The sequence below is a fragment of the Nguyenibacter vanlangensis genome, assembly GCF_038719015.1.
GTDB lineage: Bacteria > Pseudomonadota > Alphaproteobacteria > Acetobacterales > Acetobacteraceae > Gluconacetobacter > Gluconacetobacter vanlangensis.
Genome location: NZ_CP152276.1, coordinates 1,728,284 through 1,754,785, shown reverse-complemented (window position 1 = coordinate 1,754,785; position 26,502 = coordinate 1,728,284). Strand labels below are relative to the sequence as shown.

General features: G+C 61.9%; 29 protein-coding genes. 12 read left to right on the top strand and 17 right to left on the bottom strand.

The annotated features are described in order from the left end of the window. Positions 1-32: 32 nt before the first annotated feature. The 5 genes from AAC691_RS08055 to AAC691_RS08035 all read right to left on the bottom strand — a co-directional run bounded on the left by AAC691_RS08055 (position 33) and on the right by AAC691_RS08035 (position 5,020). On the bottom strand, positions 33-464 hold the full coding sequence (locus AAC691_RS08055; RefSeq protein ID WP_342629642.1) for a hypothetical protein: 432 nt from the start codon (positions 462-464) through the stop codon (positions 33-35). Next, positions 461-1,984, bottom strand: coding sequence for an MFS transporter (locus AAC691_RS08050; protein ID WP_342629641.1), 1,524 nt, complete (start codon positions 1,982-1,984; stop codon positions 461-463). Before AAC691_RS08050 ends, AAC691_RS08055 begins: the two co-directional genes overlap by 4 nt. 135 nt (positions 1,985-2,119) lie before the next feature. Further along, complete coding sequence (locus tag AAC691_RS08045) at positions 2,120-2,779, bottom strand: hydrolase (protein WP_176638390.1); 660 nt, start codon at positions 2,777-2,779, stop codon at positions 2,120-2,122. Between the two features lie 354 nt (positions 2,780-3,133). Further along, positions 3,134-4,081 (bottom strand): IS1595 family transposase, encoded by a 948-nt coding sequence (locus tag AAC691_RS08040; protein ID WP_342627419.1) that lies wholly within the window; start codon positions 4,079-4,081, stop codon positions 3,134-3,136. Between the two features lie 101 nt (positions 4,082-4,182). Further along, positions 4,183-5,020 (bottom strand): IS5 family transposase gene (locus AAC691_RS08035; protein ID WP_342629640.1). Its coding sequence is split into 2 segments (ribosomal slippage): positions 4,183-4,633 and positions 4,632-5,020, totalling 840 coding nucleotides; the frame shifts between segments, so codons are not numbered across the junction. A 496-nt stretch (positions 5,021-5,516) separates the two neighbouring features. On the opposite strand from AAC691_RS08035, the gene AAC691_RS08025 reads away from it, so the two are divergent. Then, the gene (locus AAC691_RS08025; protein WP_342629639.1) at positions 5,517-5,747 is read left to right on the top strand and encodes a hypothetical protein; all 231 of its coding nucleotides are present in this window, start codon (positions 5,517-5,519) and stop codon (positions 5,745-5,747) included. Between the two features lie 98 nt (positions 5,748-5,845). Here AAC691_RS08025 and AAC691_RS08020 read toward each other — a convergent pair whose 3' ends face one another. Continuing rightward, positions 5,846-6,127: a LysR family transcriptional regulator gene (locus AAC691_RS08020; RefSeq protein ID WP_342629638.1), complete on the bottom strand. Its 282-nt coding sequence runs from the start codon at positions 6,125-6,127 to the stop codon at positions 5,846-5,848. A gap of 19 nt (positions 6,128-6,146) precedes the next feature. Then, positions 6,147-7,553 (bottom strand): efflux transporter outer membrane subunit, encoded by a 1,407-nt coding sequence (locus tag AAC691_RS08015; protein WP_342629637.1) that lies wholly within the window; start codon positions 7,551-7,553, stop codon positions 6,147-6,149. A 277-nt stretch (positions 7,554-7,830) separates the two neighbouring features. Here AAC691_RS08015 and AAC691_RS08010 point away from each other — a divergent pair, with 277 nt between their 5' ends. The 3 genes from AAC691_RS08010 to AAC691_RS08000 all read left to right on the top strand — a co-directional run bounded on the left by AAC691_RS08010 (position 7,831) and on the right by AAC691_RS08000 (position 12,671). Then, a complete protein-coding gene (locus AAC691_RS08010; protein WP_342629636.1) occupies positions 7,831-8,379 on the top strand; it encodes a TetR/AcrR family transcriptional regulator in 549 nt (182 codons plus the stop codon). Between the two features lie 84 nt (positions 8,380-8,463). Beyond that, positions 8,464-9,564, top strand: a complete 1,101-nt coding sequence (locus AAC691_RS08005; RefSeq protein ID WP_342629635.1) for an efflux RND transporter periplasmic adaptor subunit — start codon at positions 8,464-8,466, stop codon at positions 9,562-9,564. Beyond that, entirely contained in the window at positions 9,561-12,671 is a 3,111-nt protein-coding gene (locus tag AAC691_RS08000) for an efflux RND transporter permease subunit (protein ID WP_342629634.1), read from the top strand. Before AAC691_RS08005 ends, AAC691_RS08000 begins: the two co-directional genes overlap by 4 nt. A 62-nt stretch (positions 12,672-12,733) precedes the next feature. Here the strand turns inward: AAC691_RS08000 and AAC691_RS07995 are convergent, their stop codons facing one another. The 3 genes from AAC691_RS07995 to AAC691_RS07985 form a co-directional block, all read right to left on the bottom strand. Beyond that, positions 12,734-13,057 (bottom strand): hypothetical protein, encoded by a 324-nt coding sequence (locus AAC691_RS07995; RefSeq protein ID WP_342629633.1) that lies wholly within the window; start codon positions 13,055-13,057, stop codon positions 12,734-12,736. Positions 13,058-13,195: 138 nt separating this feature from the next. Further along, entirely contained in the window at positions 13,196-14,635 is a 1,440-nt protein-coding gene (locus AAC691_RS07990; protein ID WP_342629632.1) for an MATE family efflux transporter, read from the bottom strand. 10 nt (positions 14,636-14,645) lie between these two features. Beyond that, on the bottom strand, positions 14,646-15,425 hold the full coding sequence (locus tag AAC691_RS07985; RefSeq protein ID WP_342629631.1) for a glucose 1-dehydrogenase: 780 nt from the start codon (positions 15,423-15,425) through the stop codon (positions 14,646-14,648). 203 nt (positions 15,426-15,628) lie between these two features. Between AAC691_RS07985 and AAC691_RS07980 the strand changes: the two genes are divergently transcribed. Then, positions 15,629-16,204, top strand: coding sequence for a TetR family transcriptional regulator (locus tag AAC691_RS07980; protein WP_342629630.1), 576 nt, complete (start codon positions 15,629-15,631; stop codon positions 16,202-16,204). A gap of 15 nt (positions 16,205-16,219) precedes the next feature. On the opposite strand, the gene AAC691_RS07975 is transcribed toward AAC691_RS07980, so the two are convergent. Next, positions 16,220-17,155 carry a GlxA family transcriptional regulator gene (locus AAC691_RS07975; protein WP_342629629.1) on the bottom strand — a complete coding sequence of 312 codons (936 nt, stop codon included), beginning with the start codon at positions 17,153-17,155 and terminating at the stop codon, positions 16,220-16,222. A gap of 119 nt (positions 17,156-17,274) precedes the next feature. Between AAC691_RS07975 and AAC691_RS07970 the strand changes: the two genes are divergently transcribed. After that, positions 17,275-18,081: an SDR family oxidoreductase gene (locus AAC691_RS07970; protein WP_176638378.1), complete on the top strand. Its 807-nt coding sequence runs from the start codon at positions 17,275-17,277 to the stop codon at positions 18,079-18,081. A 48-nt stretch (positions 18,082-18,129) separates the two neighbouring features. Continuing rightward, positions 18,130-18,849 carry a MarR family transcriptional regulator gene (locus tag AAC691_RS07965; protein ID WP_342629628.1) on the top strand — a complete coding sequence of 240 codons (720 nt, stop codon included), beginning with the start codon at positions 18,130-18,132 and terminating at the stop codon, positions 18,847-18,849. On the opposite strand, the gene AAC691_RS07960 is transcribed toward AAC691_RS07965, so the two are convergent. After that, positions 18,798-19,457, bottom strand: coding sequence for an HD domain-containing protein (locus tag AAC691_RS07960; RefSeq protein WP_342629627.1), 660 nt, complete (start codon positions 19,455-19,457; stop codon positions 18,798-18,800). The genes AAC691_RS07965 and AAC691_RS07960 overlap by 52 nt on opposite strands. A 167-nt stretch (positions 19,458-19,624) precedes the next feature. On the opposite strand from AAC691_RS07960, the gene AAC691_RS07955 reads away from it, so the two are divergent. The 3 genes from AAC691_RS07955 (at position 19,625) to AAC691_RS07945 (ending at position 21,403) form a co-directional block, all read left to right on the top strand. Then, entirely contained in the window at positions 19,625-20,593 is a 969-nt protein-coding gene (locus AAC691_RS07955; RefSeq protein WP_342629626.1) for a GlxA family transcriptional regulator, read from the top strand. 110 nt (positions 20,594-20,703) lie between these two features. Further along, positions 20,704-20,925 carry a hypothetical protein gene (locus AAC691_RS07950; RefSeq protein ID WP_342629625.1) on the top strand — a complete coding sequence of 74 codons (222 nt, stop codon included), beginning with the start codon at positions 20,704-20,706 and terminating at the stop codon, positions 20,923-20,925. Positions 20,926-21,100: 175 nt separating this feature from the next. Then, positions 21,101-21,403 carry a DUF6496 domain-containing protein gene (locus AAC691_RS07945; RefSeq protein ID WP_342629624.1) on the top strand — a complete coding sequence of 101 codons (303 nt, stop codon included), beginning with the start codon at positions 21,101-21,103 and terminating at the stop codon, positions 21,401-21,403. A gap of 217 nt (positions 21,404-21,620) precedes the next feature. On the opposite strand, the gene AAC691_RS07940 is transcribed toward AAC691_RS07945, so the two are convergent. Next, a complete protein-coding gene (locus tag AAC691_RS07940; protein WP_342629623.1) occupies positions 21,621-22,031 on the bottom strand; it encodes a general stress protein in 411 nt (136 codons plus the stop codon). Between the two features lie 326 nt (positions 22,032-22,357). On the opposite strand from AAC691_RS07940, the gene AAC691_RS07935 reads away from it, so the two are divergent. Further along, positions 22,358-22,771, top strand: coding sequence for a hypothetical protein (locus AAC691_RS07935; protein ID WP_342629622.1), 414 nt, complete (start codon positions 22,358-22,360; stop codon positions 22,769-22,771). 121 nt (positions 22,772-22,892) lie between these two features. On the opposite strand, the gene AAC691_RS07930 is transcribed toward AAC691_RS07935, so the two are convergent. After that, positions 22,893-23,270 (bottom strand): PRC-barrel domain-containing protein, encoded by a 378-nt coding sequence (locus tag AAC691_RS07930; protein ID WP_176638372.1) that lies wholly within the window; start codon positions 23,268-23,270, stop codon positions 22,893-22,895. A 359-nt stretch (positions 23,271-23,629) separates the two neighbouring features. Between AAC691_RS07930 and AAC691_RS07925 the strand changes: the two genes are divergently transcribed. Then, on the top strand, positions 23,630-24,184 hold the full coding sequence (locus tag AAC691_RS07925) for an extensin family protein (RefSeq protein ID WP_342629621.1): 555 nt from the start codon (positions 23,630-23,632) through the stop codon (positions 24,182-24,184). Positions 24,185-24,248: 64 nt separating this feature from the next. On the opposite strand, the gene AAC691_RS07920 is transcribed toward AAC691_RS07925, so the two are convergent. The 3 genes from AAC691_RS07920 to AAC691_RS07910 all read right to left on the bottom strand — a co-directional run bounded on the left by AAC691_RS07920 (position 24,249) and on the right by AAC691_RS07910 (position 26,331). Next, positions 24,249-24,842 (bottom strand): hypothetical protein, encoded by a 594-nt coding sequence (locus AAC691_RS07920; RefSeq protein WP_342629620.1) that lies wholly within the window; start codon positions 24,840-24,842, stop codon positions 24,249-24,251. 91 nt (positions 24,843-24,933) lie between these two features. After that, positions 24,934-25,851: a DUF6328 family protein gene (locus AAC691_RS07915; protein ID WP_342629619.1), complete on the bottom strand. Its 918-nt coding sequence runs from the start codon at positions 25,849-25,851 to the stop codon at positions 24,934-24,936. A 234-nt stretch (positions 25,852-26,085) separates the two neighbouring features. Then, the gene (locus AAC691_RS07910; protein ID WP_342629618.1) at positions 26,086-26,331 is read right to left on the bottom strand and encodes a hypothetical protein; all 246 of its coding nucleotides are present in this window, start codon (positions 26,329-26,331) and stop codon (positions 26,086-26,088) included. Between the last annotated feature and the right edge of the window lie 171 nt (positions 26,332-26,502).

Below are 26,502 nucleotides of genomic sequence, written 5' to 3'. Positions count from 1 at the left end.
TGGCGGCTGGAACGAGAGCGCAGGCCGTGCGCTCAGGGTAGTGGCTTTTCATCGTCGCCGAGGCGCTCGACCTTCGTTTTGCCGTCCGGCGTCACGGTCATGCCGATGCGGCGTTTGCCGGCCGCGTCGATCAATACCATGCCCGACCCGCCGGCATTATTGAGAAACAGGTAACTCGACGCGCCGCCCGGTCGGTCGAACTTCACATGCGCGCCTTTGTCGTCGATTGCCAGTGCAGCGCTCGGCCACGTGGGGTCAGGGTTGCTGAGCGTCACCGCCGGTCGGCCGGCTGCATCCAGCGCGACCATCGCGCGTGGCGCACCATCGCTGCCGATCAGTAAGATGGTCGGTGTGTCGTCCTTGGCCGACAGCAGGATGCGCGTATGCCCTTGCGCATCGACGATACGGACCTCCTGTGTCACGACGGGAGGGGGTGGCAGATGTGCCATGACCGTTTCCTTCATGCTTCTTCCGCGGGCTCGGGGTCGCCGAGGTTGATCGCCCGGATGCTGATGGCGAGCAACGCGGCGGCGAGCGCGATCATCGCCATCGCCCCGAACACCCAGCGAAAGGCTTCACGGATCGCATTTAATGGAAATGCCGCAGCCGCGATGCCGCTGGTGGGCACATCGAGCGCTGCCTGGACCTGCGCCACGGCCCCCGGTGCCTGCCACTCCATCGCCAGGAGCAGGATCGCCGAAGTCGCCGCCGTGCCCATCACCCCTCCGATCGAACGCGCGAAGGACAATGTCGCGGTCGCGGTGCCCAGATGCGCCTTGCCGCCGGCCCATTGCACCATCGTCTGGGCCGCTGGCATCGTGGTTCCAAGACCAAGCCCGAACAGGGTCGAGGCACCGGCGATCATCCAGGCGCCCTCGTCGATAGCCGCGGCAAGCAGCGCGAATCCAGCGGCGGCGAGTCCCAGCCCGCAGACCAGTGGCCCGCGGGGCAGGCCGGTGTTCGAGATGCGCAGGCCCGTCCAGGTCGAGATGACCACCTGCGCAAGCGTCAGCGGGATCAGCAAGAGACCGGATATGCTTGGGCTCAGGCCCAGCACCAGTTCCAGCAATAGCGGTACCTGGATCACCGCCGCGAAGAGCACCGCGGCAAACAGTGTGGTGCATAAAGTCACCCGCCAGACGATCGCGTTCTGCAATAGCGCCGGCGAAATCAATGGCGCGGCAACCCGACGCTCGATCGGTAGCAGCAGAGCGAAGCCGAGGATTCCAGCACCGCCCAGAGCGAGCACTGTCGTCGAAGTCCAGCCCCAGCCTGGTCCTTGCGTCAGTACCAGCAGCAAGGCGAGCGTCGCGCCGACGAACACCGACGTACCGGGCACGTCGAGCGTGAAAGGCCCTTGACCCTTCTCAGCCGCTAACGGCCAGGCGGCGACTGCCGCCCCGAGGCCGAGAGGTATGTTGATCCAGAAAATCCAGCGCCACCCGACATGTTCGGACAAGAGGCCTCCAGCGATGGGCCCTAACGTGCTGGCGAGCGCGAATACCGCGCCGAACCAGCCCTGAAAGCGGCCGCGATCCTTCGGATTCACGGCCTCGCCAATCAGCGACTGCGACAGGGTCATTAGACCGCCGCCGCCCAGCCCCTGTATGGCGCGGGCGACCTCCAGCGTGGTGAGGTCAGGCGCCAACCCACAGCCGAGCGAACCCGCCACGAACAGTGCCAACGCCCCCAGCAGCGCAGGCTTGCGCCCCACTGCGTCGCCGATCCGCCCATAGATCGGTGCCGCGACCGTCGCTGCCAGCAGATAGGCGGTGACAATCCAGGCGATCTGCGTGAAGCCATGCAGCGATGTGGCGATCGCCGGCAATGCAGTCGCAACGATCGTCTGGTCGAGCGAACCAAGGAACATCGCGGGTGCCACGCTCAGGAAGACCGTGACGAAGCGCTTGTTTTCTGTGGGCGAGGAAGGAAGCGCACCTTTCGTGAGGGGGCTGGCATCAGCGGACTGCGCGCGCGAGGTCATGCGCTCCACCCGTCGGCGGTGAGTTCGTCAAGAAAGGCATGGCAGGTGGAGGGCAGGGAAGCGAGCAACAGGCTGCCGCGATCCCAACGGACAGGAAAACGGTGCTCGATGTCGCGGAGATCGCCTACCATCGAATTATGCGGGCTTGATCATGTCACGGGCATAGTCCAGACCGATGCCATAGCCCCCGCCATGATCGACAACGATTGATCGCGCGGCTTCATAGGTTTCATGGCGTGTCCAGTCACGCTGGAACTCCAGCAGCAGTTGAAGCCAAGACGTCATCACCGCCCCGGCCTGCTCCATTCGCCGAAGGGCAGCGTCATGGCTCGCCGCGGTGAGGCCACCGCAGACATCGGCAACGACATGGACTTTGTAGCCTTCGGCAAGGGCTGATAGCACGGGGAAGCTGACGCAGGCCTCCGTCAATAGTCCGGCAACCACCAGTATCTTGCGACCTGTTGCGATCACCGCGGCCTTCGCTGCTCCGTCCTCCCACAGATTCATGCTGCGTCGTTCGATCGGTGTTACGTCGGGCAGGACGGCGCGGAGCGGCGGCATCAGCGGGCCGCTATAAACCTTCGATGCGGAGGTGCTGACGACCACCGGCACACCGAAGGTTGTCGCGGTACGGGCAAGCGCGATTGCGTTGCTGCGCAGGACTTGGCGATCGGCCGATCCGGTGGCAAAGGCAAGGCCTGCCTGCTCGTCGACCAGAACCAGCGCGCAATCGCTGGCGTCAAGAAGAGGAGTGCCGCCAATCGCCGGCCCATCATGTGTCGCGATGGTGTTCATGCTGTCCCTTCTATAATTATTGTCATTCTGACATAGCGCCATACGCAATGGCATAAGCAGAGAAAAACCCACCCGTCGCCACTGCGCCGTTGATGAAGCGACAGCTTCTAAAAACAAAAATGTAAAAGAGTCTCTGCCACATGGATTGTTTAATGTGATGGTGCTTTGACCGATTGTGCTGTCTTCGTCACGAGGCTGTCCCTGAGGGCACGCCAAATGAATTACACCGCCAAGGGCTTTCCAGGCGGCACGCGTCATGACTGCCGGAAACGCTCGCGACATGAGTGCTGGTGTTCGGGTCGTGGAGCATGCTTTCAAAACCACCGATATGGATGAGATGAAAAATATTCCTGATTACGCACTAATTTCAGCCAATTTGAGCAGGCGATAGGGCATGGGCGGGGTTCTGACGGCGGCGTATCCGAGGCGAGGGATCATGGAGGCGAGGTCGAAGCGGCGATTGAAGCGATAAACGAACTCGGCGAGATAGCGCGGCGCATGCTTGTCACGGATAGCACGGTAAGTACCGGTCATGGCATTCTTGATGTTGGCGAGAGCGGTATTGACCCATTTGAAAGCAGGGTTGCGGCCTGCCTTTGGTCCCGAACCGGTCAGGATGGGATGATGGACGCACCCTGCTTCGGTGACGGCGGCGAAACAGCGTAGACCGTCACTGACCACGCTGCTGGCGGGGTCGAAGCTGTTTTTTGCCATCTTTGCGATCTCGGCCCTACTGAACCCGGCCACCCGGCGGAGTTTCAGGCGGATTGGCTTGCCTTGCGGTGTGGTTTCAACAGCGGCCACGATCGGCGTCTTGCCCGCTGATCCTCGCCCGCGCTTGCCGCCGCCGCGTTCTCCGCCGAGATAGGCGTCGTCCAGTTCGATCCGTCCCTTCAGTCGCTTGCCGGCCTCGCGCTCCATCATTACCTGCGCGAGTTTATGCTTGATCTTCCAGGCCGTGGTCTGCGTCACGCCGAGCCTGCGCCCCAGTTCGATGCTGGAGATGCCGCCTTTGCTCTGGGTCAGATGGTACAGGGCACGAAACCAGGTCCGTAACGGCACCTTGGTTGCCGCGAAGATCGTTCCGGCGATCAGCGACGTCTGCTTCCGACAGGCGCTGCATTGATACTGCCCACGGCTCTGAATGACGCTGTGCTCACGCCCGCCGCAGGCCGGGCATTCAAAACCAGATGGCCAACGCCAGCCAAAGATCACCGCTCGGCACTTCTCTTCGCTTCCGTAAAGTTCGTCAAATTGGGCTTCGCTTAGCCCTTTCTGAAACTGGACCTTGTTGCGAGCCATCGATCAAGCCTCTCGAAAACAACAAATGTTCTCGCTTTGTACCATAAATCCCTGGCTGAAAATAGTGCGTAATCAGGAAAATATTTAGAGTCCGTCCAAGATCATGCTTTATGATTACAGAGTCTTCTGAGCATCATCCGGACTGATGCCCATTGAAGGAAAGCGAGTGTGTTCTGGTTGAGGCTCTCCCAATCCTTGCTCAGGCGTCGGCAGCGGTTCAACCAGGCGATGGTGCGTTCCACAATCCAGCGCTTGGGCAGCACCACGAACTTTCGGACATCGCATCGTCGCACGATCTCGACGTTCACAGTGCGACAGGCCTGGGCCAGTCCTTGCTGGAACTTCGGCCCCTGATAGCCAGCGTCGGCGTAGAGTTTCAGAAGGAATGGATACAGTCCGAACAATGTTGCCATCAGCATGACGCCGCCGTCGCGGTCCTGGATATCAGCCGCATGCACGATGGCGGCCATCAGAAGTCCCTGTGTATCGACGAGGATATGCCGCTTCTTGCCCTTGATCTTCTTGCCACTGTCGAAGCCGGACGGGTCGATCCGCCCCCCCTTTTTCGGCACTTTTGACGCTCTGGCTGTCAATAATGGCTGCTGTGGGGCTGGCGTCGCGATGCACCTGTTCGCGGCAGAGCACGTAAAGGGCATGGTGCAACCGCTCGAGCGTACCCTCATATTGCCAACGGCAGAAATAATAGTTCACCGTGCTGCGTGGCGGCAGATCTTTCGGGATCGCGCGCCACTGGCACCCGGTGCTCAGAATATACATCAGACCGTTCATGACCTCGCGCACGTTCACGGTCCGCTTGTTGCCGCCCCGCTTGGCGTGGGGGATCATCGTCTCGATCAGCGACCATTCCTCGTCAGTCAGGTCGCTGGGATAGCGGAGTTTACTGCGGTCATACCGGACGCGATTTTCAATCGTCCACATCGGGCGGCCTCTCCAAATCGGGGCTGCCGACATGGAATCACAAATGATTCCAATAATTCAAGATGATCTTGGACGGACACTTAGGGCCCGTTAGACCTTGATCCAATCTGCGGCTAAATGAGGCGGCGGTCTTTTCATATCGGGTTGTGACGGCACACCATTCCTTCAGGCGAACCCCAAGATTTTCCACCAGATGGCGGTTGCGATAAGCTCATTTGCGGGCAGGAAACGGCGGCGTCCCGGCGCTTTGGCGGGATCGCTGGCCGGGCCTCCATAGCCCTGAAGTGGTCCCCTCATGAGGACCACGGGCGGTCGAATTTCATGCGGGTGATAGCCAGTTCTATGCGCGCAACGTCGTAGCATCCTGCTCGACAATATAACCCATATGGAAAACGGGACGCCTTTGCGAAACAGGGTTGTGTAAAACATGGCGTATCACACTATCTGCTGTCCGTTTTCAAATATCGTCCTGTTTTCCGAAGGGTGAATCGGGTCCATGAATGCACGAAAAAATGAAGAAGGGGTTGTTCTTCAAACCGTCGGGGCGCCATATCGGCGCCTGGTGCCATCCCGCGAAGCACATCCCCAGGCCAGCGTCAGCACCGAAAACCTGACGCATATCGCGCAGGTTGCCGAACGGGGGTTGATGGACTTCGTCTTAATCGCGGACACGAACAATGTCTGGGAAGAGAATATTTTCTTTTCTAAACGGATAATGCAAGCTTGAACCTCCCGTCGGCTGGAGGTGGCAGGCTGTCGATCCGAACAACTCCCCGGCGGTCCGCCCCAAGTGTCCTGCCCAAGGTTTTGACCTCATTGAGACCATCAAGAAAAAAAGAAACTCTCTAAATTGTCACGTTCCCGGCTGCCGTCAAACGAATGCCGGTGTGGTTTCGCTCCGCGAGGTGACGCCAACTCATCTTCGAGCCTGTCGATGGCACGGGCGAAGGTAGAAAGTCTCATGCCACGAATCATGGCTGCCCTTGCCAGACTGCCGGCCTCCACGGCAAGCTTGAAATATTCAAGATCTGCGCTTCGCATGACGCGAGCGCGTGTGCAAGCAGGACGATCATCATGCAAAAGAGCAAAGAGTCTATCTTCTGCCACGTCTGCCGGATCAACTCCGTCAGGTGGGCCAGCCTCCGCCCAACGCTCTGAATGAACTTACGGCTGCGCGTGCCGCGTTTGCCCGGTTTAGGGCAAGTTGGTCCTGCGAGTCCAGAAGCTGCCGATCTGCGTCGAGCACGTCCGTCAAAGGAATGACGCCCGCCTGGAAAGATTGCTGGGACAGATCGCGCGCGCGCGTCAGCGAGGCGACTTCAGTCTGCAAGTCGCCTGTGCGCTGCTCCGTCTGTACCAGGGTCGTGAAAGCATTTTCTACATCTTCGGCCGCATGCAGGACCGTCAGCCGGTAACGCGCCAGGGCCTCGGCATTGGCGCCACGGGCCTGCTGCACCTCGGCGTCGATCTTGCCGAAATCGAAGATCCGCCAGCGAATTGCTCCGGACCCCGTCGCCTGGAAACCGGGTGCTGTGAAAAGCCTGTTGGGACTGAGACTTTGAAAGCCCAGAATTCCGGTGAGTGACAATTTGGGATAGTAATCGCCCAGCGCCTCGCCGATCCGTGCGTTCGATGCCGCCAGACGGCGCTCCGCAGCCAGAATGTCCGGTCGGCGACGCAGCATGTCCGTGGGCTTGTCGCTGGCGCCGATGGCCGGAATGGCTGGAATGTCGGACGGCGTTCCCAACTCGGCGGCGTAGGTGCCGGGCTGAGCGCCCATCAGCACGTCAAGACGATTAGTCTGAGCTTCGAGGGCGATGCGGATCAACGGCACGGTCTGGCGCGCGGATTGCAGCAAAGCCTCCGCCTGGGCGAGTTCCCGCTCGTTCGAAATGCCCTGTGTGCGTCGCTGGCGGACCAGATCCAGCAGATGGGTGTCCACGGTAATCTGCCTTTCCGCGACGGCGAGCCGTGCTTGGTCTCCCCGGATCTGGAAATAAGCGTCGGCGGCGTCGGCCGCCACGGTGATACGCTCACCCACACGTTCCACCTGCGCGGCCTCTTCCTCGTCCCGTGCGGCTTCCTGCCCGCGCCTGAGGCCGCCGAACAGATCGATTTCCCAGCTTGCCACGCCGCTGACGTCATAGGTGCGATAGTCACGGTGGAAACCGGGGACGGTCCGTACGACATGGCCGATCAGCCCCTCCTGGGACAACCGGTTCGCGGAGGCCTGCGGGGCGAAATCCAGCGTCGGCAACAGGCGTGCGGTAGCTGCTTCCGCGGCGCCCCGCGCCTGGCGGACGCGGGCTATGGCGGCCGCGAGGTCCAGGTTCTGGGTCAGCACACGCTGTTCGATGCGCACCAGTTCGGGGTCGTGAAATCCCTCCCACCACGTGTCGAGCGACGGTGCCGCCGTGACGTGCCGGGCGTCGATGGCTGCTGCGCTGTGGAAAGGACGGAGACGTGCATCCGGCGCCCTGTAATCCGGGCCGACCGCGCAGGCGGACATCATCATGGCCAGGGAGAGTGTCATGGCCGGCTTCAGCAATCCGGTCGTTGCCCGGCGGCGCGGGGGTGCCGTGTTCCGCCTTGTTGCAGGAAGTGTGGAATTCATGGCGTTCGACCTTCGATAAGCCTCGGACACGCGTTGCCCTGCTGTAGTCGAGTGACTGATATACATATCCGTCACTCGTTGTCAATTCACCGCCCGTGTCTTATCTAAGAGGTCAAATTCAGCCAGGGGAAACAGGATGCGCGCGCCTCACACTGGACAACGTGGCCCGGTCGATCACGAGCGCCGGGATCAGATCATGACGGCGGCCATCGAGCATTTCGGGCATTATGGATACAAGAAGACCACGATGGCCGATCTGGCCGACGCCATCGGTCTGTCGAAAGCCTATATCTATAAATTCTTCGAGTCGAAGAAAGCGATCGGCGAGGCGATCTGCGCGCTCCAGCATGGCAAGATGCGCGCGGATATCCAGGCGATCGTCGACGACGACAAGCCGGCTTCCGACAGAATGCGCAGGGTTTTCCTCGCTCTGGCGCGCAATACGGTCACGCTGTTTTCGCACGAGCGTAAACTGCACGACATCGTCTATTCGGCGGTGGAGGAGGAATGGGCGTCTGCCCGGAGTTTCGCCGATGCGTTGCGCGGCATGGTCGAGCACCTGATCCGCGAAGGCCGCGAGGGCGGCGAGTTCGAGCGCAAGACGCCCGTTGACGAGACCTGTCACGCCATCATGCTGGTCCTGCAGTCGATCTATCACCCCCTTCTGCTCGAGCAGCACATGGACACGTTGGACGATGATGCGGCGACGCTGGCCAGTCTCGTCTTGAGAAGCCTAGCACCGTGAATTTGGTACGAGGTTTATGTGACCAATTGACAATACGGTCACTCGTGTACAATTTGGGCTTCCAAACCCGCTGGGAGCCCGAACATGGCTGGAACACGCCTATCCTTTCTTGCAGCGGCCGGCATCTGCACCGTTTTCGGGCTGTCGGCCTGCAAGCCCAAAGACGATCCTGATCCGCGCACGGCCGACCGTATCGTGGAGACGGTGCGGATCGAACCCGCAGCGACTGCCGAGCATGTCTACACGGGGGTCGTAGCGGCCCGCGTCCAAAGCGATCTCGGCTTTCGCGTGTCCGGCAAGATCGTCGAACGCCTGGTCGACACCGGACAGACTGTCTCAAAGGGGCAGGTGCTGATGCGCCTCGACCCGACGGATTACCTCCATGCCGTGACGACCCAGGTCGGCAGTGTGGCATCGTTGCGCGCCCGCTGGGTCCAGGCCGCGGCGGATGAGCGTCGCTATCGCGGTCTTGTCGCGACCGGTGCCGTGGCGGCCTCGGCCTACGATCAGGTAAAGGCCGAAGCGGACAGCGCCCGCGCGCAACTGGATGCGGCGATCGCGCAGGAGAAGATTGCCCGCAACCAGGACGATTATTCCCTGCTGCGCGCGGATGAAGACGGTGTCGTCGTCCAGACCCTGGCGGAACCGGGCCACGTCGTCGCGGCCGGCCAGACCGTGATCGTGCTGGCACATGCCGGCCCGCGCGAGGCCGCGATCGACCTGCCGGAAGGGGTGCGTCCGATCCTGCATTCCGCGGCGGAAGCCGAACTGTATGACGAGGGTTCCCGCGTGTCCGCGCACCTGCGGCAACTGTCCGACGCCGCCGACCCGCGTACCCGCACGTTCGAGGCCCGTTACGTCATGGACGGGCCGGGCGCGGACGCGCCGCTGGGGGCGACGGTGCGTGTCCACCTGCCTGAAGCCAGCGACGATCCGCCCGCGCTCGTCGTGCCGTTGGGCGCCGTCGATGACGAGGGCAAGGGGCCCGGCGTCTGGAGCGTGGATGGCCTGGCTTCGACAGTCAGCTTTCATCCGGTACAGATCGCACATATCGGCGAGGATACGGCGACGGTCGTCCCCGGTGCGGATCTTCGCCCGGGCATGCTGATCGCGGCGGCCGGCGGTCACTATCTGCATGTCGGCGAGCATGTCCAGGTCGCCTCGACAAAGGTCGCGATGCAATGAGCGGGTTCAACCTGTCCGCCCTCGCGGTGCGCGAGCGCGGGATCACATTGTTCCTGATTGTGGCGCTGGCATTGTCGGGCGCCTATGCGTTCTTCAGTCTCGGCCGTGCCGAGGACCCCGCCTTCACCGTCAAAACCCTGACGGCGACCGCTGTCTGGCCGGGCGCCACGGCGCAGGAAATGCAGGACCTGGTGGCCGATCCCCTGGAAAAGCGGGTGCAGGAACTGCAATGGTACGACCGGGTGGAAACATTGACCCGGCCGGGCCTGGCGCTGATGATGGTCACGCTCAAGGACAACACGCCGCCTGCCGCCGTTCCCGAGCAATTCTACCAGACGCGCAAGAAGCTGTACGATACCATGCCTCTTCTGCCGCAGGGCGTGCAGGGACCGTTCGTCAATGACGAATATTCCGATGTCGATTTCGCCGTCTACGCACTGGACGGCCATGGGCTGCCCGAACGCCTGCTGGTCCGCCAGGCCGAAACGGTGCGGCAGCGCCTGCTGCATGTGCCGGGCGTGCGCAAGGTTGATATTATCGGCGAGCGGCCGGAACGGATCTTCGTCAATTTTTCCAATGCCAGACTGGTCACGCTCGGGATCAGCACGCAGGACGTGTTCGCGGCGCTCGAACGTCAGAATGCGGTGACGGCCGCGGGTTCGATCGATACGCGCGGCCCGCAGGTCTTCGTGCGGTTGGATGGCGCGCTGGACGACCTGCAGAAAATTCGTGACATCCCCATCGCGGCGGGCGGCCGGACTCTCAAGATCTCGGACATCGCGACGGTGGAGCGGGGGTACGAGGACCCACCGACCTACCTTGTCCGGCATGCCGGAGCCCAGACTCTGGTGCTGAACGTCGTGATGCAGGATCACTGGAACGGGTTGAAGCTCGGCCAGTCCCTGGCCGCGGCGGAGAAGACGCTGGGGGCGGGACTGCCTGTCGGGGTCACGCTGACGAAAATCGTGGACCAGGCCGGGATCATTCATGCCGCCGTCGGCGAATTCATGCTGAAATTCTTCGTGGCGCTCGGCGTCGTGATGGTCGTCAGCCTGGTCAGCCTGGGCTGGCGGGTCGGCATCGTCGTCGCGGCAGCCGTGCCGCTGACGCTGTCGATCGTCATGGTCATCATGCTGGTGACCGGCCGGGCGCTGGACCGCATCACGCTGGGCGCGTTGATCATCTCGCTGGGCCTTCTGGTCGACGACGCGATCATCGCGATCGAGATGATGGTGGTGAAGCTGGAGGAAGGGTACGAACGCACGAAGGCCGCCGCCTATGCCTGGAGCCACACGGCGGCCCCGATGCTGGCCGGCACGCTGGTCACGATTATCGGTTTCACCCCGGTCGGCTTCGCGCGCTCCACCGCCGGCGAGTACGCCGGCAACATTTTCTGGATCGTCGGCTATGCGCTGCTGACCTCCTGGTTCGTGGCCGTGGTGTTCACGCCCTATCTCGGCGTCAAGCTGCTGCCGGACATCAAGCGGATCGAGGGCGCCTACGAACATATCTACGCCACGCCCAATTACCGCCGCTTCCGGCGCCTCGTCATATGGGTCGTGCGGCGCAAATTCATGGTCGCGGGGGCGGTGCTGGCGTTGTTCCTGCTGGCCTTCGTCGGGATGGGCTCTGTCCGGCAGCAATTCTTCCCCAGTTCGGACCGCCCGGAACTGCTGGCCGAGGTGCAGATGCCGGAGGGCACCAGCATCGAAGCCACAACGCGGGTCACGGCCCGTGTGGAAGCATGGCTGAAGACGCAGCCCGAGGCAAAGATCGTCACCAGCTATGTGGGTGCCGGCGCGCCGCGTTTCTTCCTGGCGTACAACCCGGAATTGCCTGATCCGTCCTTTGCCAAAATCGTCGTCCTGACTCCCAGCGCCCGGGACCGCGACCGCTTGCGCGATCGTATGCGCCAGGCCGTGGCCCAGGGGATGGCGCCTGATGCCCGGATCCGCGTGACGCAGTTCGTCTTCGGCCCCTACACGCATTTCCCGGTTATGTTCCGTATCATGGGACCGGATGCGGATCGGGTGCGCGATATCGCGGCCCAGGTCGGCACGATCATGCGGAACAATCCGCATACACGGCAGGTCAATGCCGATTGGGGCGAGCGCGTGCAGACGGCGCATTTCGTGCTGGACCAGGCGCGGCTGCAACTGATCGGCCTGTCCCCCCAGGAAGCGTCCGAACAGATCCAGTTCCTGCTGCTGGGCGTGCCCGTGACCCAGATCCGCGAGGACATCCGGACCGTCGATCTGGTGGTCCGCAGCGCGGGGCAGGATCGTCTGGATCCGGCGAAGCTGGGCAACATGACCATCAGCAACCGCACGGGCCAATTGATTCCGCTCAGCCAGATCGGTCACGTCGAGATCCGTGCCGAAGACCCTATCCTGCGTCGGCGTGACCGGATTCCGACGATCACGCTTCAGAGCGATATCGACGAAAACCTGCAGCCGCCGCAGGTCACGACGGAGATCGATCAGGCTCTGGCGCCCGTCCGCGCGACGCTGCCCCCTGGCTATCGCATCGAAGCCGGCGGCAACGCGGAAGAATCCGGAAAGGCCAACAAGGCCCTGGTGCCGATCTTTCCGGTGATGATCCTGCTGACCCTGGTCGTCCTGGTGTTCGAGACCCGATCCATCTCCGGCATGTTCATGGTGTTCCTGACGGCTCCGCTGGGGCTGATCGGGACCGTTCCGACCCTGCTGATCTTCCATCAGCCGTTCGGTTTCAATGCGATCCTGGGATTGATCGGCCTGTCGGGCATCCTGATGCGCAACACGCTGATCCTGATCGGACAGATCAAGGTCAATCAGGCGGCGGGGCTCGATCCGTTCCATTCGGTGGTCGAGGCGACCGTGCAGCGTGCCCGCCCGGTCATCCTGACGGCCCTGGCGGCCGTACTGGCCTTCATCCCGCTGACGGAATCGGTGTTCTGGGGCTCGCTGGCCTATACGCTGATCGGCGGCACGGCGGCCGGTACCGGGTTGATCCTGATGTTCCTGCCGGCGCTTTATGCGATCTGGTATCGCATAAAGCCGACGAACGAGCCTGACGGCGGCGAGCCGGAGGTGGCGAAGGATTTCACGGGGGCTTCCAAAGAGTAGGGTGTGCCTTCGGCACTCCCTACGTCCCGAAAACAAAGATAAGGACGCTTCGAAGAGGTAGCTCAGGCCGTGCCGCCACCGTAGCGGCCGGCCTGGCGCATGAATTTCGGGCCGGAGATGTGCTGGAGCTGTGCCAGACCGACGGGGGGCTGCGACGATATCTCAGCCCCTTCGGCGGCCTTCAAGGCGCTGGCGACCAGATCGGACGCACAGATCGTCGCGTTTTTCGGGGCGTTCGCGGGATTGCTGGAAGATGACGCGGTCTGGTCCGGAATCGCCGAGGCGAACGCGTATGATGTCGCTGATGCCCGTGCGTCCAGCCGATCGACCGGGCGGCCGGCAATTAGGGTCATCGGCGGGCGCCGGAATGACACGGGGTTGCGCATTCGGGCCGCGTCCGAAGGATGTCGTCATGCCGATATCGACGTACGACGGCATGACGGCTGGACGATATCCGTCAGCAGGAGGACGATATCAATCTGCGCCGCTGAGCATGGCTGGCGCTTCACGATGGCCTTTGTGTGTCAGGCGGTGTCCTGTTTCGCGGGAACGCGCCACAGGCGCCGGGACAGCATCGGCACGCCGCAGATCGGGGCAAAAACGATATAGGATATCGCCACGGCGGCTGACAAAGCCGCCATTCCGGCGTGGAAGACATGCACGACGACCATCCCGCCACCCGCCGCCAGCAACGTCCGCATGGTATAGGCGAGAAAAGGCCACAGGGCATGGCCTGCGCCCTGGACGGCGAAGGCGAACACGAATCCCGCCGCCATGAAGCCGTATGTGGGGGCCACTGTCGTCAGATAGGTCGTTGCGGTTATCGTGACGGGCGCCTGGCCGGTGAACAGGCCGCTCCAGAGCGTGGGGGCGAGGGCGACGGCCAGCCCGACGATTTCCGCGAAGGCACCGCCCACGCTTGCGCCGATCAAGGCAATCCTGCGCGCGCGAGCGGCCTGTCCCGCGCCGACCGCGATCCCGACCATGGTCAGTACGGCCGAGGACAGGCCGAACAGGATCGGGATCATCACGTAATCGAGCCGGGAGGCGATGCCATATCCGGCAATGGCGTCGACGCCGAGGCCTCCAACCGCGCCGGTCATGATGATGACGGTCAGATTCGTCTGCACCGTATTCAATGCGGTGGGGATGCCCACTTTCAGGATATCCGCGAACAGGCGCCATTCGAGGCGTGCCATCCGCAGTTTCAAGCCCGACCGGCCCGAGGCCATGTAGCGTAACAGGACGATCAGCGCGCAGACGTAATAGAGCACGAACGCGAGTCCGGCGCCTCCGACGCCGAGACGCGGGATCGGCCCGAAGCCGAAGATCAGGGCCGGAGAAGCCGGAATCATGACCGCGGCCCCGACCAGGGTTACCAATGCGGGTACCCTTACGTTCCCCGCCCCGCGCAAGGCGGCGGATAGCAGATTGACGATCCAGATCGCGACCGCGCCGCCGAAAACGGTATTCGAGTACGCCAGCGCCGTGCGCAGGGACGCGCCGTTTCCGCCCAGCGCGCCATAGAGCGCGGGACCGCCGCAGAGCAGCCCGACGGTAAAGACCGCGCCGGCGATCGTGGCCAGCACGATGGCATGCAGCACCAGAGCGTCGGCGTCGTGCTGCCGCCCGGCGCCGATCGCCCGCGCGAGCGCCGACGCCACCCCGCTGCCCAGGCCACCGTTCGACATGGTGACCATCAGCATATAGACGGGAAAGACCAGTGCTACGCCGGCCAGCGCCTCGGTCCCCAGGACACCGACATAGTAGGTTTCGGCCACCCCAACCGCCGTCTGGGCCAGGAGTACGGCGATCGTCGGCAGCGCGAGCCGCATCAATGTTCCGGCGATCGGTCCCGTCAGGATGGCGTCGCGTGTCCGCGCCTTGCGATCCGCCACGCGGGGCTCGCTGATCGGGGTGATTTCGATGAGGTCGGCGATCCTCTCATTGGCGCTCTCGGACATCGTGGTCGTCTTACGTTTCGGCGCGGAAAATCGGGGAGCCGGCAGGCGCGCCGATCGTGCCGCCATCGACGACGATCTCGGTGCCGGTGATATGCCGTGCCTCATCTGAGGCCAGGAACAGCACCGCGTTGGCGATATCCACGGCTTCGCCGAAATGGCCCAGCGGAATGGAGCGGGAATAGCCATTTTCCAGCGCTGCCAGCGCCTCGGGGGTCGTCGCGCGTGCGGCCCAGATCGGCGTGCGGGTGGCGCCCGGCACCACGCTGTTCACCCGGATGCCGCGCGGTGCGAATTCCGATGCCAGAACGCGGTTCATCGCGCCGATCCCGCCCTTGCTTGCGGCATAGGCAGACGCTCCCGGAATGCCCAGTACCTGGTGTACCGATCCGTTGAGAACGATCGATCCACCCTTCTTCAGGTGAGGGGCAGCCGCTTGTGCGGTGAAGAAGACGGCAGTCAGGTTGGTCGCGATAATGCGTTCGAAATCCGCGCGGATCGTCGTCCCGACCGGCGTACTGCCCGAGATCCCGGCATTGAGGAACAGGACATCGAGTGCGCCGAATCGCTCGATTGTGGCGGCGATCGCACGCTCGGCCGCGCCGTCCTCGGTCAGGTCGGCCTGTATGGCGAGCGCGTTCGGCCCCAGCTTCGCCGCTGCCGCATCGAGCGTCTTCCGGTCGCGACCCGTGATCGCGACCCGTGCCCCTTCCTGGACGAAGCGTTCGGCCGTGGCGAGGCCGATGCCGCTGTTGCCGCCCGTGATCAGGGCGGTCTTGTCACGTAGCCTCATTGTCTGTGCCTCCAGTTGAATTACGGTCATAATGTAGAATTATGATTGTAATGCAATAGGCGCGGACCTAGAGTCGTATCCGTTCACACTGGTTCACGGATACGTCTCTAGACCGTTGTTTTGGCGAGCATCTTTATCCGATCAGATGATTCCATCTGATCGGATGATGCTCTAAATTCCGGCAGCAGGGACGAGAGGGACGGATGCGCTATCAGAAAGGTCGTCGGGAGGAAACGCGCCGGCATATCATCGACGTGGCGGGCCGGCGCTTTCGCCAGGATGGGATCGCGGCTGCCGGCATTGCCGGGCTGATGACGGATGCCGGCCTGACCAACGGCGCGTTCTACACACATTTCGAGTCGAAAGAGGATCTGGTCCGGCAGACCTTGGACATGATGCGCGAGAGTGCCGGCGGTGCCACCGTGCAGGCGATCCGCGATGGCGCGCCGCCCGAGATCTGGTTGCGCCGGTATCTCAGCCCGTCTCATCGCGACAATCCGGGTGGGGGGTGTGTCGCGGCCGCATTATCGGCCGAAATCGCCCGGCATCCGGAAGAAACGCGCGATGCCTTCCGTGCCGCGTGCGAGGAATTCGTCGGGCAGATCGCGGACAGCCTGCCTGCCGGTACGCCAGCGGCGCGGCGGGCGACCGCACAGGCGCTCTATGGGTTGATGATCGGCACGCTGCAACTGGCGCGGGTGATCGGATCGGGGGCCGAGTCCGATGCGATCCTCGAAAACGGCGTGCGGGCCGGGTTGCTGATGATCGGCCTTGGATAAGGGCGGCGGACGGCCTTATGCCTCCGCGAGGTTGCGCCTGATGTCCTGCGGCGGCACGCCATAGGCGCGCAGAAAGGCTCTGCGCATCCGGTTGCGGTCGTCGAAGCCGGTTTCGCGCGCGATGACTTCAATCGGATGGCGACCTTGTTCCAGCATCAGGCGCGCGGCTTCGATGCGCAGTTGTTCGATCGCCTTGGCGGGTGATTCCCCGGTTTCGGCGCGAAAGAGGCGGCTGAACTGGCGGGGACTGAGATGCGCGGCCTCGGCCAGCTCCTCGACGGACAGACTATTCCGCAGATTGCGCCGGGCATGATCCAGAGCATTCTGAATCCGGTCCGATTTCGGTTCCAGTGCCAACAAGGTCGAATGCTGTGACTGGCCACCGGCGCGACGGTGATAGAGCACCAGCTTCTGCGCGACTGATCGCGTGATGTCCCGGCCCAGATCCTTTTCGATCATCGCCAGCGCGAGGTCGATCCCGGCACTCATGCCGGCGGAGGTCCAGATTGCGCCGTCAATCAGGAAGATCCGGTCCTCTTCCACCTTGATCGCCGGAAACCGGGTGCGCAATTCGGAGGCCATAAGCCAGTGTGTGGTCGCGCGCCGGCCGTCCAGCAATCCGGCTTCCGCCAGGACGAAGGCACCCGTGCAGATCGACGCGAGGCGACGTACGCTTCTGGCGGCAATTCGAATATGCTCCACCAGCCCCAGCGAAGGATCGGGGATCCCCGTCCCGCCCAAGACGATCAGGGTGTCGAAATGCGTGTCGTCCAACGTCGCGCTGTCGACCGAAACGGCGTCTGATCCCCGGATCGTGCCGCCGCTCTCCGAGTGGACCGATACTTCGTAGACCGGCGGATCGCTGACGAGATTGGCAACCTCGAACGCCGTCGCAGCGGCGAGACCTATGATCTGGAACCCCGGGTAGACGATGAACCCGACGCGCTGCATAGCTGCGATCTCCTTTGTCTTGAATTGACGCTTATACGACATTCAAGACAAAAGCCAGCCCGCCTATGGTCCCACCCAGCGACGGCATCACGCCTTCGCATCGAAAAGGAACCAAGGTAATGGCAACGCAACATCCGGGAACGGCGCTGGTGACGGGAGCATCGTCGGGGATCGGCGCGATCTACGCGGACCGGCTGGCCCGACGCGGTTATGACCTGATCCTGGTCGCGCGCAATCGCGCACGGCTCGACGAACTGGCGGCGCGGATCAGCGACGAGACCGGTCGGTCCGTTGAGGTCGTAACCGCCGATCTGGGTCAGGACGCAGACGTCCGCCGGGTGGCAGACATTCTGAAGACTGATCACAGCATCACCACGCTGGTCAACAATGCCGGTGTCGGCGCGACGGCGCCCGCTCTCCAATCCGATATCGACGCGATGGAGGCGATGATCGGGCTGAACGTCACCGCTCTCACGCGACTCACCTATGCCGCGCTACCGGGTTTTGTGGCCCGCGGACAGGGGCTAATCGTCAATATTTCGTCGATTGGCGCCATTGCGCCTGAAGTCCTGAACGGTGTGTACGGTGGCACCAAGGCCTTCGTGTTGGCGCTGACCCAGTCATTGCACAAGGAACTGGCTGGTACCGGTGTCAACGTCCAGGCGGTTCTGCCGGGTGCCACGGCCACCGAGTTCTGGAATGCGGCGGGCACGCCGATCGAGCACCTGCCGTCCGGCATCGTCATGAAGGCAACGGACATGGTCGACGCCGCTCTGGCGGGGCTGGACCAGGGCGAACTGGTGACGATCCCCTCGCTGCCCGATGTCGCGGACTGGGAAGCCTACGAGAACGCCCGCCATGCCTTGATGCCGAACCTCTCGCGTTCGCTTCCGGCCGCTCGCTACACCAACGGCGATCTCACGTGATCGCCGCTTCGGTAAAAGGAAACAAGCGGAATAGCCCGTTGCGAAGAGTTGCTTCGGCTTGGTACCACCTATCCGCAGTATCTCGTCATGAACGTGCTCTGGGAGAAGAACGGGCAATCCGTCGGAGCGGTCGCCGATCGCCTCGCACTGGAGTCGAGTACGATAACGCCTCTCGTGACGCGTCCGGAAGCTGCGGAATTCGTGCGACGCCAACGCAATTCGGACGATGAGCGCCAGGCCGTCGTAACGCCGCGTTCGAAAGGCGTTGCGTTGCGCCAGGACGCAACATGCTTCGCGACGACCCTGCTCAAGCGATTGGCGCTCCGGTATCCGATCTTGTCCGCCTCACTGAACAGGTCCGCGGCTTCAGGGGCGCCCTCCTCGTTACCCCTCCGGAAGCAGGGTAACCGGCCGCGGTTTGGCTTATTCGCATCCGGCAGCGAGAACCTGTGCTGCGGCGACAGTCTCGTTTCCGAGAGATGGATGGTCGCGATACTTTCCGTATTCGGGCAGGCGGCCATAGGTGAGGATAGAGTTGTAAGAGGGCTGCTTAAGCAATCTGATCAGGCCATCGGGCCCGTAACGCGCCGTGATGTCTTTCATCGGATCGCCGAACGTGCAGCCTCGGCCGCCTCCTCCGGCAATGACATACCCGTTGATATGAATATTGGCGCTCCTGGGGCTGAAGCGCGGTCATCTGGACCAGGCGGTCGGGATCAGGCATTCCAGCGCGATGTGCGGATGATTGAGCAGAAGTTTCCTTTGTGAAAATGCGGCTCCTTATCAGCGATCACATCCGCCTTTACGTTGCCGAAGGTCGTGTCCGGCTTATGGCGGATACCGTCGTAGAATGCCTGGATGATATCTTCCTTGAAATGCGGTGCCCTTGGAAAGGCGGCGACGATTGCCTCGCGGACCGCGTCGGGATATTGGTCGTACGTAAGGCCGAGAACATCCATTTCGACGCCGGCCGTGGTGAGCGCGATCACGGGATGCATGAATTCCGGCACGCCTGGGGTCGTGTGGAGGGCGATGCCCGTCCAGACCTTTTCGATGTCAGATGGATCGACATCGTGACTCTTGAGGAAGTCCCGTGCGGCATTGGCGCCGTCAACTTCGAAACGAAGAGTCTCGCTGCTGTGCGATGGCATCAATCCGATATCGTGGAACATCGCGGCAGCATAGAGGAGTTCGGGATTGAAGGTCAGTTCGCGCTGCTGCCCGGCAAGCGCGCCGAAGAAGTAGACGCGGCTTGAATGATTAAAGAGCAGTTCGCTTTCGATATCACGAATGAACTCCGTGATCGCGCGGCCAAGAGAAGAGTCCGGCACAACGATGCCATTGATGCTCGTCCCAGAACGAAGCGTATCTATCATGATGTAAGCTCCTTTTTTTTCCGGCTCCGGCGATCCTGACAACGGTGTCGCGACCATCCGGCGACCGCCTGCCTCATGAGGCGTATCGTCTCATTCGGATTCTATTCTCTGTCGGGGATGGCAGAAATGACATATATACCTCGTATTCTGCCATAGAGTGACAGACGATGATGCCGATTCCCTCCGATACCCTTACCATCTGGTTCGTCGTGTTTCCCGGCTTCGAACTCCTCGACGTGAGTGGCCCGTTATGCGCGTTTCATCTGGCGCGCGACTTTCATCCGACGGGCTATGACATCCGGACCGTCTCGGTGTCCGGTGGGCCCGTGGCCAGTTCATCGGGAGTGACAATCGACACCGCCCAGCCATCTGTGCCCGGGCGCCTCGATACGCTTGTGATCGTGGGGGCCCCCGACACGGAGATGCTCTCCCGGCAGACTGATCTGATTGCACTCGTGCGCATGCTGGCGCCCCATGCGCGGCGCAGCGCCAGCGTCTGCACAGGAACGTTCGTTCTGGCGGCAGCCGGGCTGCTTGACGGACATCGCGTGACGACCCATTGGCGTCATACGGCTGATCTCCAGCGTCGCTACCCTTTGCTCAAGGTCGAGGCCGACCGGATTTTCATTCACGACGGTGCGATCTGGACCTCGGCCGGCATTACCGCCGGCATTGACCTTGCACTGGCGATGATCGAAGAGGATTTTGGGATCGAAACATCCAAGGCTGTCGCAAGAGAACTTGTGGTTTATCATCGCCGCAGTGGCGGCCAGTCTCAGTTTTCGACTCTTCTCGACCTGGAGCCGCGCCCGGGGCGCATTCGCGATGCTATTGCCTATATTCATACGCACTTGCGGGAGCCATTGTCGGTTGAGCAACTGGCAGATGTCGCGAAGATCAGTCCACGCCAGTTTGCCCGACAGTTCGTCGTGGAGACGGGGGAGACGCCGGCTCGCGCTGTTGAGCGCCTGCGGTGTGACGCCGCTCTCCCACGTATCGAAAATACGAGCGAACCGCTCAACCAGATCGCCTTGCATGTCGGCTTCCGTGATCTCGAACGCATGCGTCGTGCATGCCTGCGCGTTTATGGACAGCCGCCACAGGCTCTGCGTCGGTCAAGTCGTCATAGAGCCTAAGCGTTTAGTCCCAGGCTTTGAGGGATGCATTATTGACGCGAGCCCAGCCGCCAAGCTCGCCCCCACCGCAACTGCCGCCGCCACGTCCACAGATCCGGGCCGAGAGCAGCGTGTCGCTGATCGCCCTGGTGGCGGCGGTCATGTTCGTGCCTCGGCCCGATAACGCCGGCCACAGCCCGGCAGCGGCCATCGAACGGTTCCACTCCGCGTCACAATCGGCCGGATCGACGGCAGATCGATATGGCCGTAACGATGACGGCAGCGCTGAGGTTGCCCCGGATATCATGGATGGTGTCCATCGCATCATGACCTACGCCAATCACGTCTTATAATCTGGCACTTACTTCAATTTCAGGGGGCAAGGTCATATCAAATACCACATAGGAAAAAACAAAAGGAACCGGCAAAACACGCTTGATAATGCCGTATCCGTCTCCATCTGCGTTTCTTAGTCTGGAGTCCATGGACGGACGTCGGCGGCAAGCTACGCACGAATGGAGTACCATCATGGCAAAACAGTCGAGGGAACAGAAAGAGACGGTCGAACGGGTGATGCATGAGTTCAAGCATGGGGAACTCAAGACGCGCGGGCAGGATGGAAAGCCGGTGAAGAAGCCGCAGCAGGCGATCGCGATTGCGCTGCATGAGGCTGGCGCGACACGGCAGGAATCCGGAAAGAAAAATAAAGAAAATCTTAGACGTACCAAAGAGAAAGAGCGGAAAGGCGAAACATTCCAGGCCGAAGCGGAAGGTAAGGCGGCGCAGGATCGGACTCTGGAGCGTGGCCGCTCACGTGGAAAAAGGGGATGAGGGTCCGCATTTCCATGTCCGTTGAATGATGCATGAGAGCGGGCTGCCGTCGCGCGGTGCGCCACGGCTTTTCCGCTCTCTGCCAATCTGTTTTTCCCGAGGGAGATTATACCTTAGAGCATTTCCACTGAACACCGGTTCAGCGGAAATGCTCTATGTCGTTATTTTATCGAGCATCTTCACCCATTCAAACGATTCCGTTTGAATGGGATCTGCTCTAGCTGCCGTCGCCGGTGTCGTCCGAACCGTGACTTGCGCTACCCCCTTTGCGGCCGGCCTCGGCGGCGAGTTCATGATCCTTGGAGAAGGAGCGATCCTCGGGCGCCACGCTTTGCCCGCCCTTGCGGCCGGCTTCGGCGGCGAGTTCATGATCCTTGGAGAAGGAGCGATCTTCCGGCGCCACGCTTTGTCCGCCCTTGCGGCCGGCTTCGGCGGCGAGCTCATGATCCTTGGAGAAGGAGCGATCCTCGGGTGCCACGCTTTGCCCGCCCTTGCGACCGGCTTCGGCGGCGAGTTCATGATCCTTGGAAAAAGATCGGTTTTCAGGGGCGACGCTCTGGCCGCCCTTCGACGCGATATCCTGTTGTTTCTTTTCATCCATCGCACCGAAACCACGTGTCTGGGCCATTATTTCCTCCTGTCGATTTAAGAGAGAAGCGTTTCGCCTTAGGCGGACGACCCGCATGCAAATAAAAGCACAAAAATATCCATAATTGTCAAAAAAATTAACACCATAATGTGAGGAAAAATTGAATAAGCTTAAGCTTTGTCTTGGGTATCTAAAGCATTGTTATTAAATTACTTGGCGCGATATGTGAATGAAATATTTAAAATGGGCAATTTTCTTCTTCGATCGATCAGGCGTTCGCGTAAGGGAGAGCGATCCGAAATTTCGCCGCAACCCGGTCGTGGGGAGACCGTTGGCACGATATGCCTTCAATGGAGAGCGGGATCATGAGGATAAATAAAAAAATCAGCATGCCGATCGAAAGATTTTCAAGAAAAACATGTGATTTCCATGGATGCCGCATTCAGATGCGGAACAAGGTGTCCAAGCGAATGCCCATAATTTTGTCGGCAGCTCTTGCACTGGTGCCGTATACGATCATGGCCGCGCAACCGCCCGACGTTCCGCAAGCTCCACCTTCACCGTCGGCGATGAAACCGCAATCCGGAAATAGCCCCGACCAGAAGCGGAAGACTGTCCCGCCTTCCGAAAAATTGCCTGAGTGGCCTCAGTTGAAACGGGACCAGGTCTCTCCAACTCCGAAGCCCCCTTTGAAGATGAGGCCGGCCTCGCCCGAGGAGATAAAGCGCGCGCACAATCCGGCGCCGGGCGGCATTCCGCCCGATCAGCGGCCGCATTGACGGGCGGTCGCGTCATACAGGGTGCCGCCACATAATGGCGGCACCCTGTATCGATTGACCTGGTGTCGAGTACGGCGCAAGGACACACTGCAATGAAAGATATCGAAGGCCGATATCGTGTTCAGTGTCCCATGGTGCCTTCGTAATATTCATCGATCCGATGACTGTATACTTGATCATCCCAATTTGGCAGGGCTTCCGACGTATAGCTGGGCGCCGATTTCAGTTGTTCCGGCGTCAAGTCCACAACATAGCCCCCCAGATTCGGATCGTAAGTCAAGGCACTCCACGGCAGGGGATGATAGCGGCTGCCCAGGCCCAGGAAGCCACCAAAACTCATCACCGCGTAGGCGACATGGCCCGTGCGCTTGTCGACCATGAAATGGTTGACGGTCCCCAGCTTCTCGTTGGTGCGCGAATAGACCGCCGTGCCTTCGACCTTGTCCGAGGCGATAAGCTCATGCGTTTCGTCGATTTTGTCCGTGATTGGATCCGCCATGATGGCCTCCTCTGGTTGGATCACGAAAGATAGGTTGGCATGGCGACGTGCTTGCCAAAGGGCATGTGGATTTTTTTGCTTGCACGATATCTTGAAGTCGGCCAATCGGCATTGGAAAGAAAAAGATGAGATTTAACAAGAATGTTTCTTGATAGCGGCTGTTCGGAATCGTGCTGTGGAAAGGAGGGGGGACCTTTGCGGCGTCATGTCGAATAACGGAGGTGTCCTTGCGTTTCCTGCACTTCGCGATCTTCATCACCGGCCTTGCGATCGCCGCCGTGCTCGTTTTCCACAGCAGGTGGCTTCCGCCGTCCTATGATCCTGCCTCGCCTCTGGATTTGCGCGCGCCCCGTACCGTCATGACGCCGCTGAAGCTTCGGATCACTGCCTTTTTTCCGGAATTCTGCCGCGCCGCTCTGCGGACCGCGCCCATACGGGTTAAGCCGCAGGCCAGCGATGGCACGGCAACGTGCCCGTTGAGCGATATCTTTACCGTCTCCGGAGGGCCTGTCGCCATGGAGCCGGAAAGCTTTCTGGCGTCCTGCGACCTCGCGGTCCGCTGGGCGCTGTTCGAAACCGATGTCGCCCTTCCCGTGGCCCGGTCGGTATTCGGTACCAGACTTGCGCGCATTCGGCATGTCGGCAGCTTTGCCTGCCGCGATGTGCGCGATCGTCCGGGTATTCGGAGCAGCCATGCCACGGCCAATGCGATCGACGTATCGGCGTTCGTTCTGGCGGACGGACGTGAAATCCCACTCAGCGCATGGAACGGCCAGGGTGTCGATGCGGTTTTTCTCCGCAGGATTCGCGACGAATCCTGTGGGGTCTTCGAAACCGTTCTATCGCCGGATTATGACAGGCTGCATGCCAGCCATTTTCATTTCCAGGCGACTGGGTTCGGACTGTGCCGCTGATGCCGCCGGCCAACACCAGGCCGTGCTCGATCCGCGGCGGATCGGTATGGAGAAACCGGACCGGTCAATGGTCGTTGACCGGGGGCGAAAGGAGCAATGGCCGGTCGGCGTCGCCGGGTAGCAGGCACTGGCAATGTTGCGCGAAGCGCCAGGGGGCGGTTGCGGAGGCCCGGCTGAGCAGCCAGAATACGTCGAAACGCTCGCTCGGCCATGCCCAGGTTTCAGGAATTTCCGTCAGGCCGTCGGGCGCGGCGATGGCGCGCGCCAGTGCCGGCAGACCGTCATGTTGCCAGCAGACCAGATGAACCCCGGTCCGCCGGCGCAGGTCCGACGCCAAAGCCTGTTCCTGATTCAGGCTCCAGGCCAGGTCGAGGGACAGGGACAGCCGGTCGGCAAGGGGCTGGACGGTCTGTTCCGGCCGGCGGCTGCGGCCCCCGTTCTCGCGAAACGCCGAGGCCAGGATCCTGTCGGGCGTCGGTAGTGGCACCTGGACGCGTGAGTCGCGGCCGAGCAGCAGGGCAAGCGCGCCGGCGCGTTGCCAGCCGCGAGCGCTCAACGCGTGCTCGTCCGGTTGACCGGCGGGGGACAGACCGATCTCGTTCCGGTCTTTGTCCGGCTTTTCGGCATGCCGCATCAGGATAATTTCGGCTTCGGGCATTTCGTGGAGTCCTTGTGCCGGAGGTTTTGGGACCAGGTCCACGGCGTGGGCGCGGCGGCTCCGGCCGGTGCGGAGTCAACGATCCGGCGGATTACGCGTTTCGGGACCCTCGCATGACCATCGGCCAGGCGAACCATAACCCATACAGCAGGCATGCGACGGCGATGGCCGTGGCGGCGCCGGTGCGCGGCCCCGCGATCCGGGCGATCACGACATAGCTGTCGCCCGCCAGGCCCAGGGCCAACGGGACCAGGGCCATGGCCGTGAGGGCCCCGCCGACGCTCAGGAACCTTTCGCTGTCTTCGCCTGCCCAGACGATGCGATGCAGTGCCGCGGGCATGACCAATAGGATGACGGACAACGCCACGCACAGCAGGGCTGCCCCGTGGACCAGGCGCGACGCAGCGGGCAGGGTTTCGAATGCGGCGGCGAAGACGATGACCAATTGGAAGCCCAGAAGCGCTTGTGCGCCCGGCAGGATGACGCGTGCTTCGGTCAGCATCGCCTCGATCCTGGCATGCAGCGGGGGTAGAACGCGCCGGTTCCGTCGCATGCCGGCCGCATGCCGTTCGGCGGTGCCGATGTGGCGTTTCATCATCATGCCCGTGCCATACCAGGCGACGAGGGCAAGACCGGCGAGGCCCGCGCCAACCGCTCCGCCCGCCCGTCCGTTTCCGTCGAGAATATGTTCCGCCGCGATCGCGACGTCGAGCCCGAAGGCGATCGTGAACGGCAGCAGCGCCGATGCGGTCATATAGGTGACCATCCGGAGGAAATGCCCGGTGCTGTAGCCGTCCACCGCAATGCGATGATAGCTTGACGGTGCGATCAGCAGGCCGGTGGTGAGCAGCATCAGGCCCAGTGCCCCGGCCGCCATCGCGCGGGCATGCGTCGGCAGGCTGTCGAACCGGTTTTGGAAGGCGGCCTGGAACTGGAAGCCGAGCAGGATCTGAGCCCCCAGAATCAGGGTACGCGTCTCGTCCAGCGCCATCTTTACCGAGTCATGCAAGGTTCGTTGCTCCCCTGCTGCGCGTCGCAGACCGGCGGCTTCGGAGCGTTCCGGGTGACGTGCCAGCCGCCGGGAGGTGGCGCGGTGAACCCGGCCGGTTCGCTTAGGCCTAGTGTTCCGATTCCGAAATTGGCAAGCGAATTTCGGAATCGAAAAGATAGTAGAATCAATATTTTAGTGGCCTGCTGATCCGAGAAATTCTCATAAGAATTTCTCGGGCAGGACACTAGAGCATCATCCGACCGGATGGACGCATCCGGTTGGATAAAGATGCGCGCCAAAACAATCAGCTAGAGCCATATCCGTGAACCGAAGGAGCGCCGCCATGTCCACGTTTGCGGCATTCGTCTCGATGCACGGCGCAGCCTCACGATAGACGGTCAGAATACGCCGCAACACGCCATGCTCGCGCATCAAGTCTTCGTTGGCGGTGACGTCGCCTTCCGTGGCGCCGGCATCACGTTTGCAGCCGGCGGGCATCGGGTCTGCTCCCCGGCAGAGCCGTGTGCCGGACGGGAACAGATGGCGAGGATGCGGGTTTTATCGGCGTTCATGAACTGATCGGCCGCCGCCCTGTCTTCAGGACGGGTCCGTCTGGAACTTCCTTGGATCTTTCGGAGCGTCGCGTGTCGCCTTTTCCCACCCACGCCA

What these genes read in the sequence shown, in the direction of transcription:
- AAC691_RS08055 (WP_342629642.1), bottom strand. Translation starts at nt 464, where the DNA reads ATGAAGGAAACGGTCATGGCACATCTGCCACCCCCTCCCGTCGTGACA.
- AAC691_RS08050 (WP_342629641.1), bottom strand. Translation starts at nt 1,984, where the DNA reads ATGACCTCGCGCGCGCAGTCCGCTGATGCCAGCCCCCTCACGAAAGGT.
- AAC691_RS08045 (WP_176638390.1), bottom strand. Translation starts at nt 2,779, where the DNA reads ATGAACACCATCGCGACACATGATGGGCCGGCGATTGGCGGCACTCCT.
- AAC691_RS08040 (WP_342627419.1), bottom strand. Translation starts at nt 4,081, where the DNA reads ATGGCTCGCAACAAGGTCCAGTTTCAGAAAGGGCTAAGCGAAGCCCAA.
- AAC691_RS08025 (WP_342629639.1), top strand. Translation starts at nt 5,517, where the DNA reads ATGAATGCACGAAAAAATGAAGAAGGGGTTGTTCTTCAAACCGTCGGG.
- AAC691_RS08015 (WP_342629637.1), bottom strand. Translation starts at nt 7,553, where the DNA reads ATGACACTCTCCCTGGCCATGATGATGTCCGCCTGCGCGGTCGGCCCG.
- AAC691_RS08010 (WP_342629636.1), top strand. Translation starts at nt 7,831, where the DNA reads ATGACGGCGGCCATCGAGCATTTCGGGCATTATGGATACAAGAAGACC.
- AAC691_RS08005 (WP_342629635.1), top strand. Translation starts at nt 8,464, where the DNA reads ATGGCTGGAACACGCCTATCCTTTCTTGCAGCGGCCGGCATCTGCACC.
- AAC691_RS08000 (WP_342629634.1), top strand. Translation starts at nt 9,561, where the DNA reads ATGAGCGGGTTCAACCTGTCCGCCCTCGCGGTGCGCGAGCGCGGGATC.
- AAC691_RS07995 (WP_342629633.1), bottom strand. Translation starts at nt 13,057, where the DNA reads ATGCGCAACCCCGTGTCATTCCGGCGCCCGCCGATGACCCTAATTGCC.
- AAC691_RS07990 (WP_342629632.1), bottom strand. Translation starts at nt 14,635, where the DNA reads ATGTCCGAGAGCGCCAATGAGAGGATCGCCGACCTCATCGAAATCACC.
- AAC691_RS07985 (WP_342629631.1), bottom strand. Translation starts at nt 15,425, where the DNA reads ATGAGGCTACGTGACAAGACCGCCCTGATCACGGGCGGCAACAGCGGC.
- AAC691_RS07980 (WP_342629630.1), top strand. Translation starts at nt 15,629, where the DNA reads ATGCGCTATCAGAAAGGTCGTCGGGAGGAAACGCGCCGGCATATCATC.
- AAC691_RS07975 (WP_342629629.1), bottom strand. Translation starts at nt 17,155, where the DNA reads ATGCAGCGCGTCGGGTTCATCGTCTACCCGGGGTTCCAGATCATAGGT.
- AAC691_RS07970 (WP_176638378.1), top strand. Translation starts at nt 17,275, where the DNA reads ATGGCAACGCAACATCCGGGAACGGCGCTGGTGACGGGAGCATCGTCG.
- AAC691_RS07960 (WP_342629627.1), bottom strand. Translation starts at nt 19,457, where the DNA reads ATGATAGATACGCTTCGTTCTGGGACGAGCATCAATGGCATCGTTGTG.
- AAC691_RS07955 (WP_342629626.1), top strand. Translation starts at nt 19,625, where the DNA reads ATGATGCCGATTCCCTCCGATACCCTTACCATCTGGTTCGTCGTGTTT.
- AAC691_RS07945 (WP_342629624.1), top strand. Translation starts at nt 21,101, where the DNA reads ATGGCAAAACAGTCGAGGGAACAGAAAGAGACGGTCGAACGGGTGATG.
- AAC691_RS07940 (WP_342629623.1), bottom strand. Translation starts at nt 22,031, where the DNA reads ATGGCCCAGACACGTGGTTTCGGTGCGATGGATGAAAAGAAACAACAG.
- AAC691_RS07935 (WP_342629622.1), top strand. Translation starts at nt 22,358, where the DNA reads ATGAGGATAAATAAAAAAATCAGCATGCCGATCGAAAGATTTTCAAGA.
- AAC691_RS07930 (WP_176638372.1), bottom strand. Translation starts at nt 23,270, where the DNA reads ATGGCGGATCCAATCACGGACAAAATCGACGAAACGCATGAGCTTATC.
- AAC691_RS07925 (WP_342629621.1), top strand. Translation starts at nt 23,630, where the DNA reads ATGACGCCGCTGAAGCTTCGGATCACTGCCTTTTTTCCGGAATTCTGC.
- AAC691_RS07920 (WP_342629620.1), bottom strand. Translation starts at nt 24,842, where the DNA reads ATGCCCGAAGCCGAAATTATCCTGATGCGGCATGCCGAAAAGCCGGAC.
- AAC691_RS07910 (WP_342629618.1), bottom strand. Translation starts at nt 26,331, where the DNA reads ATGCCCGCCGGCTGCAAACGTGATGCCGGCGCCACGGAAGGCGACGTC.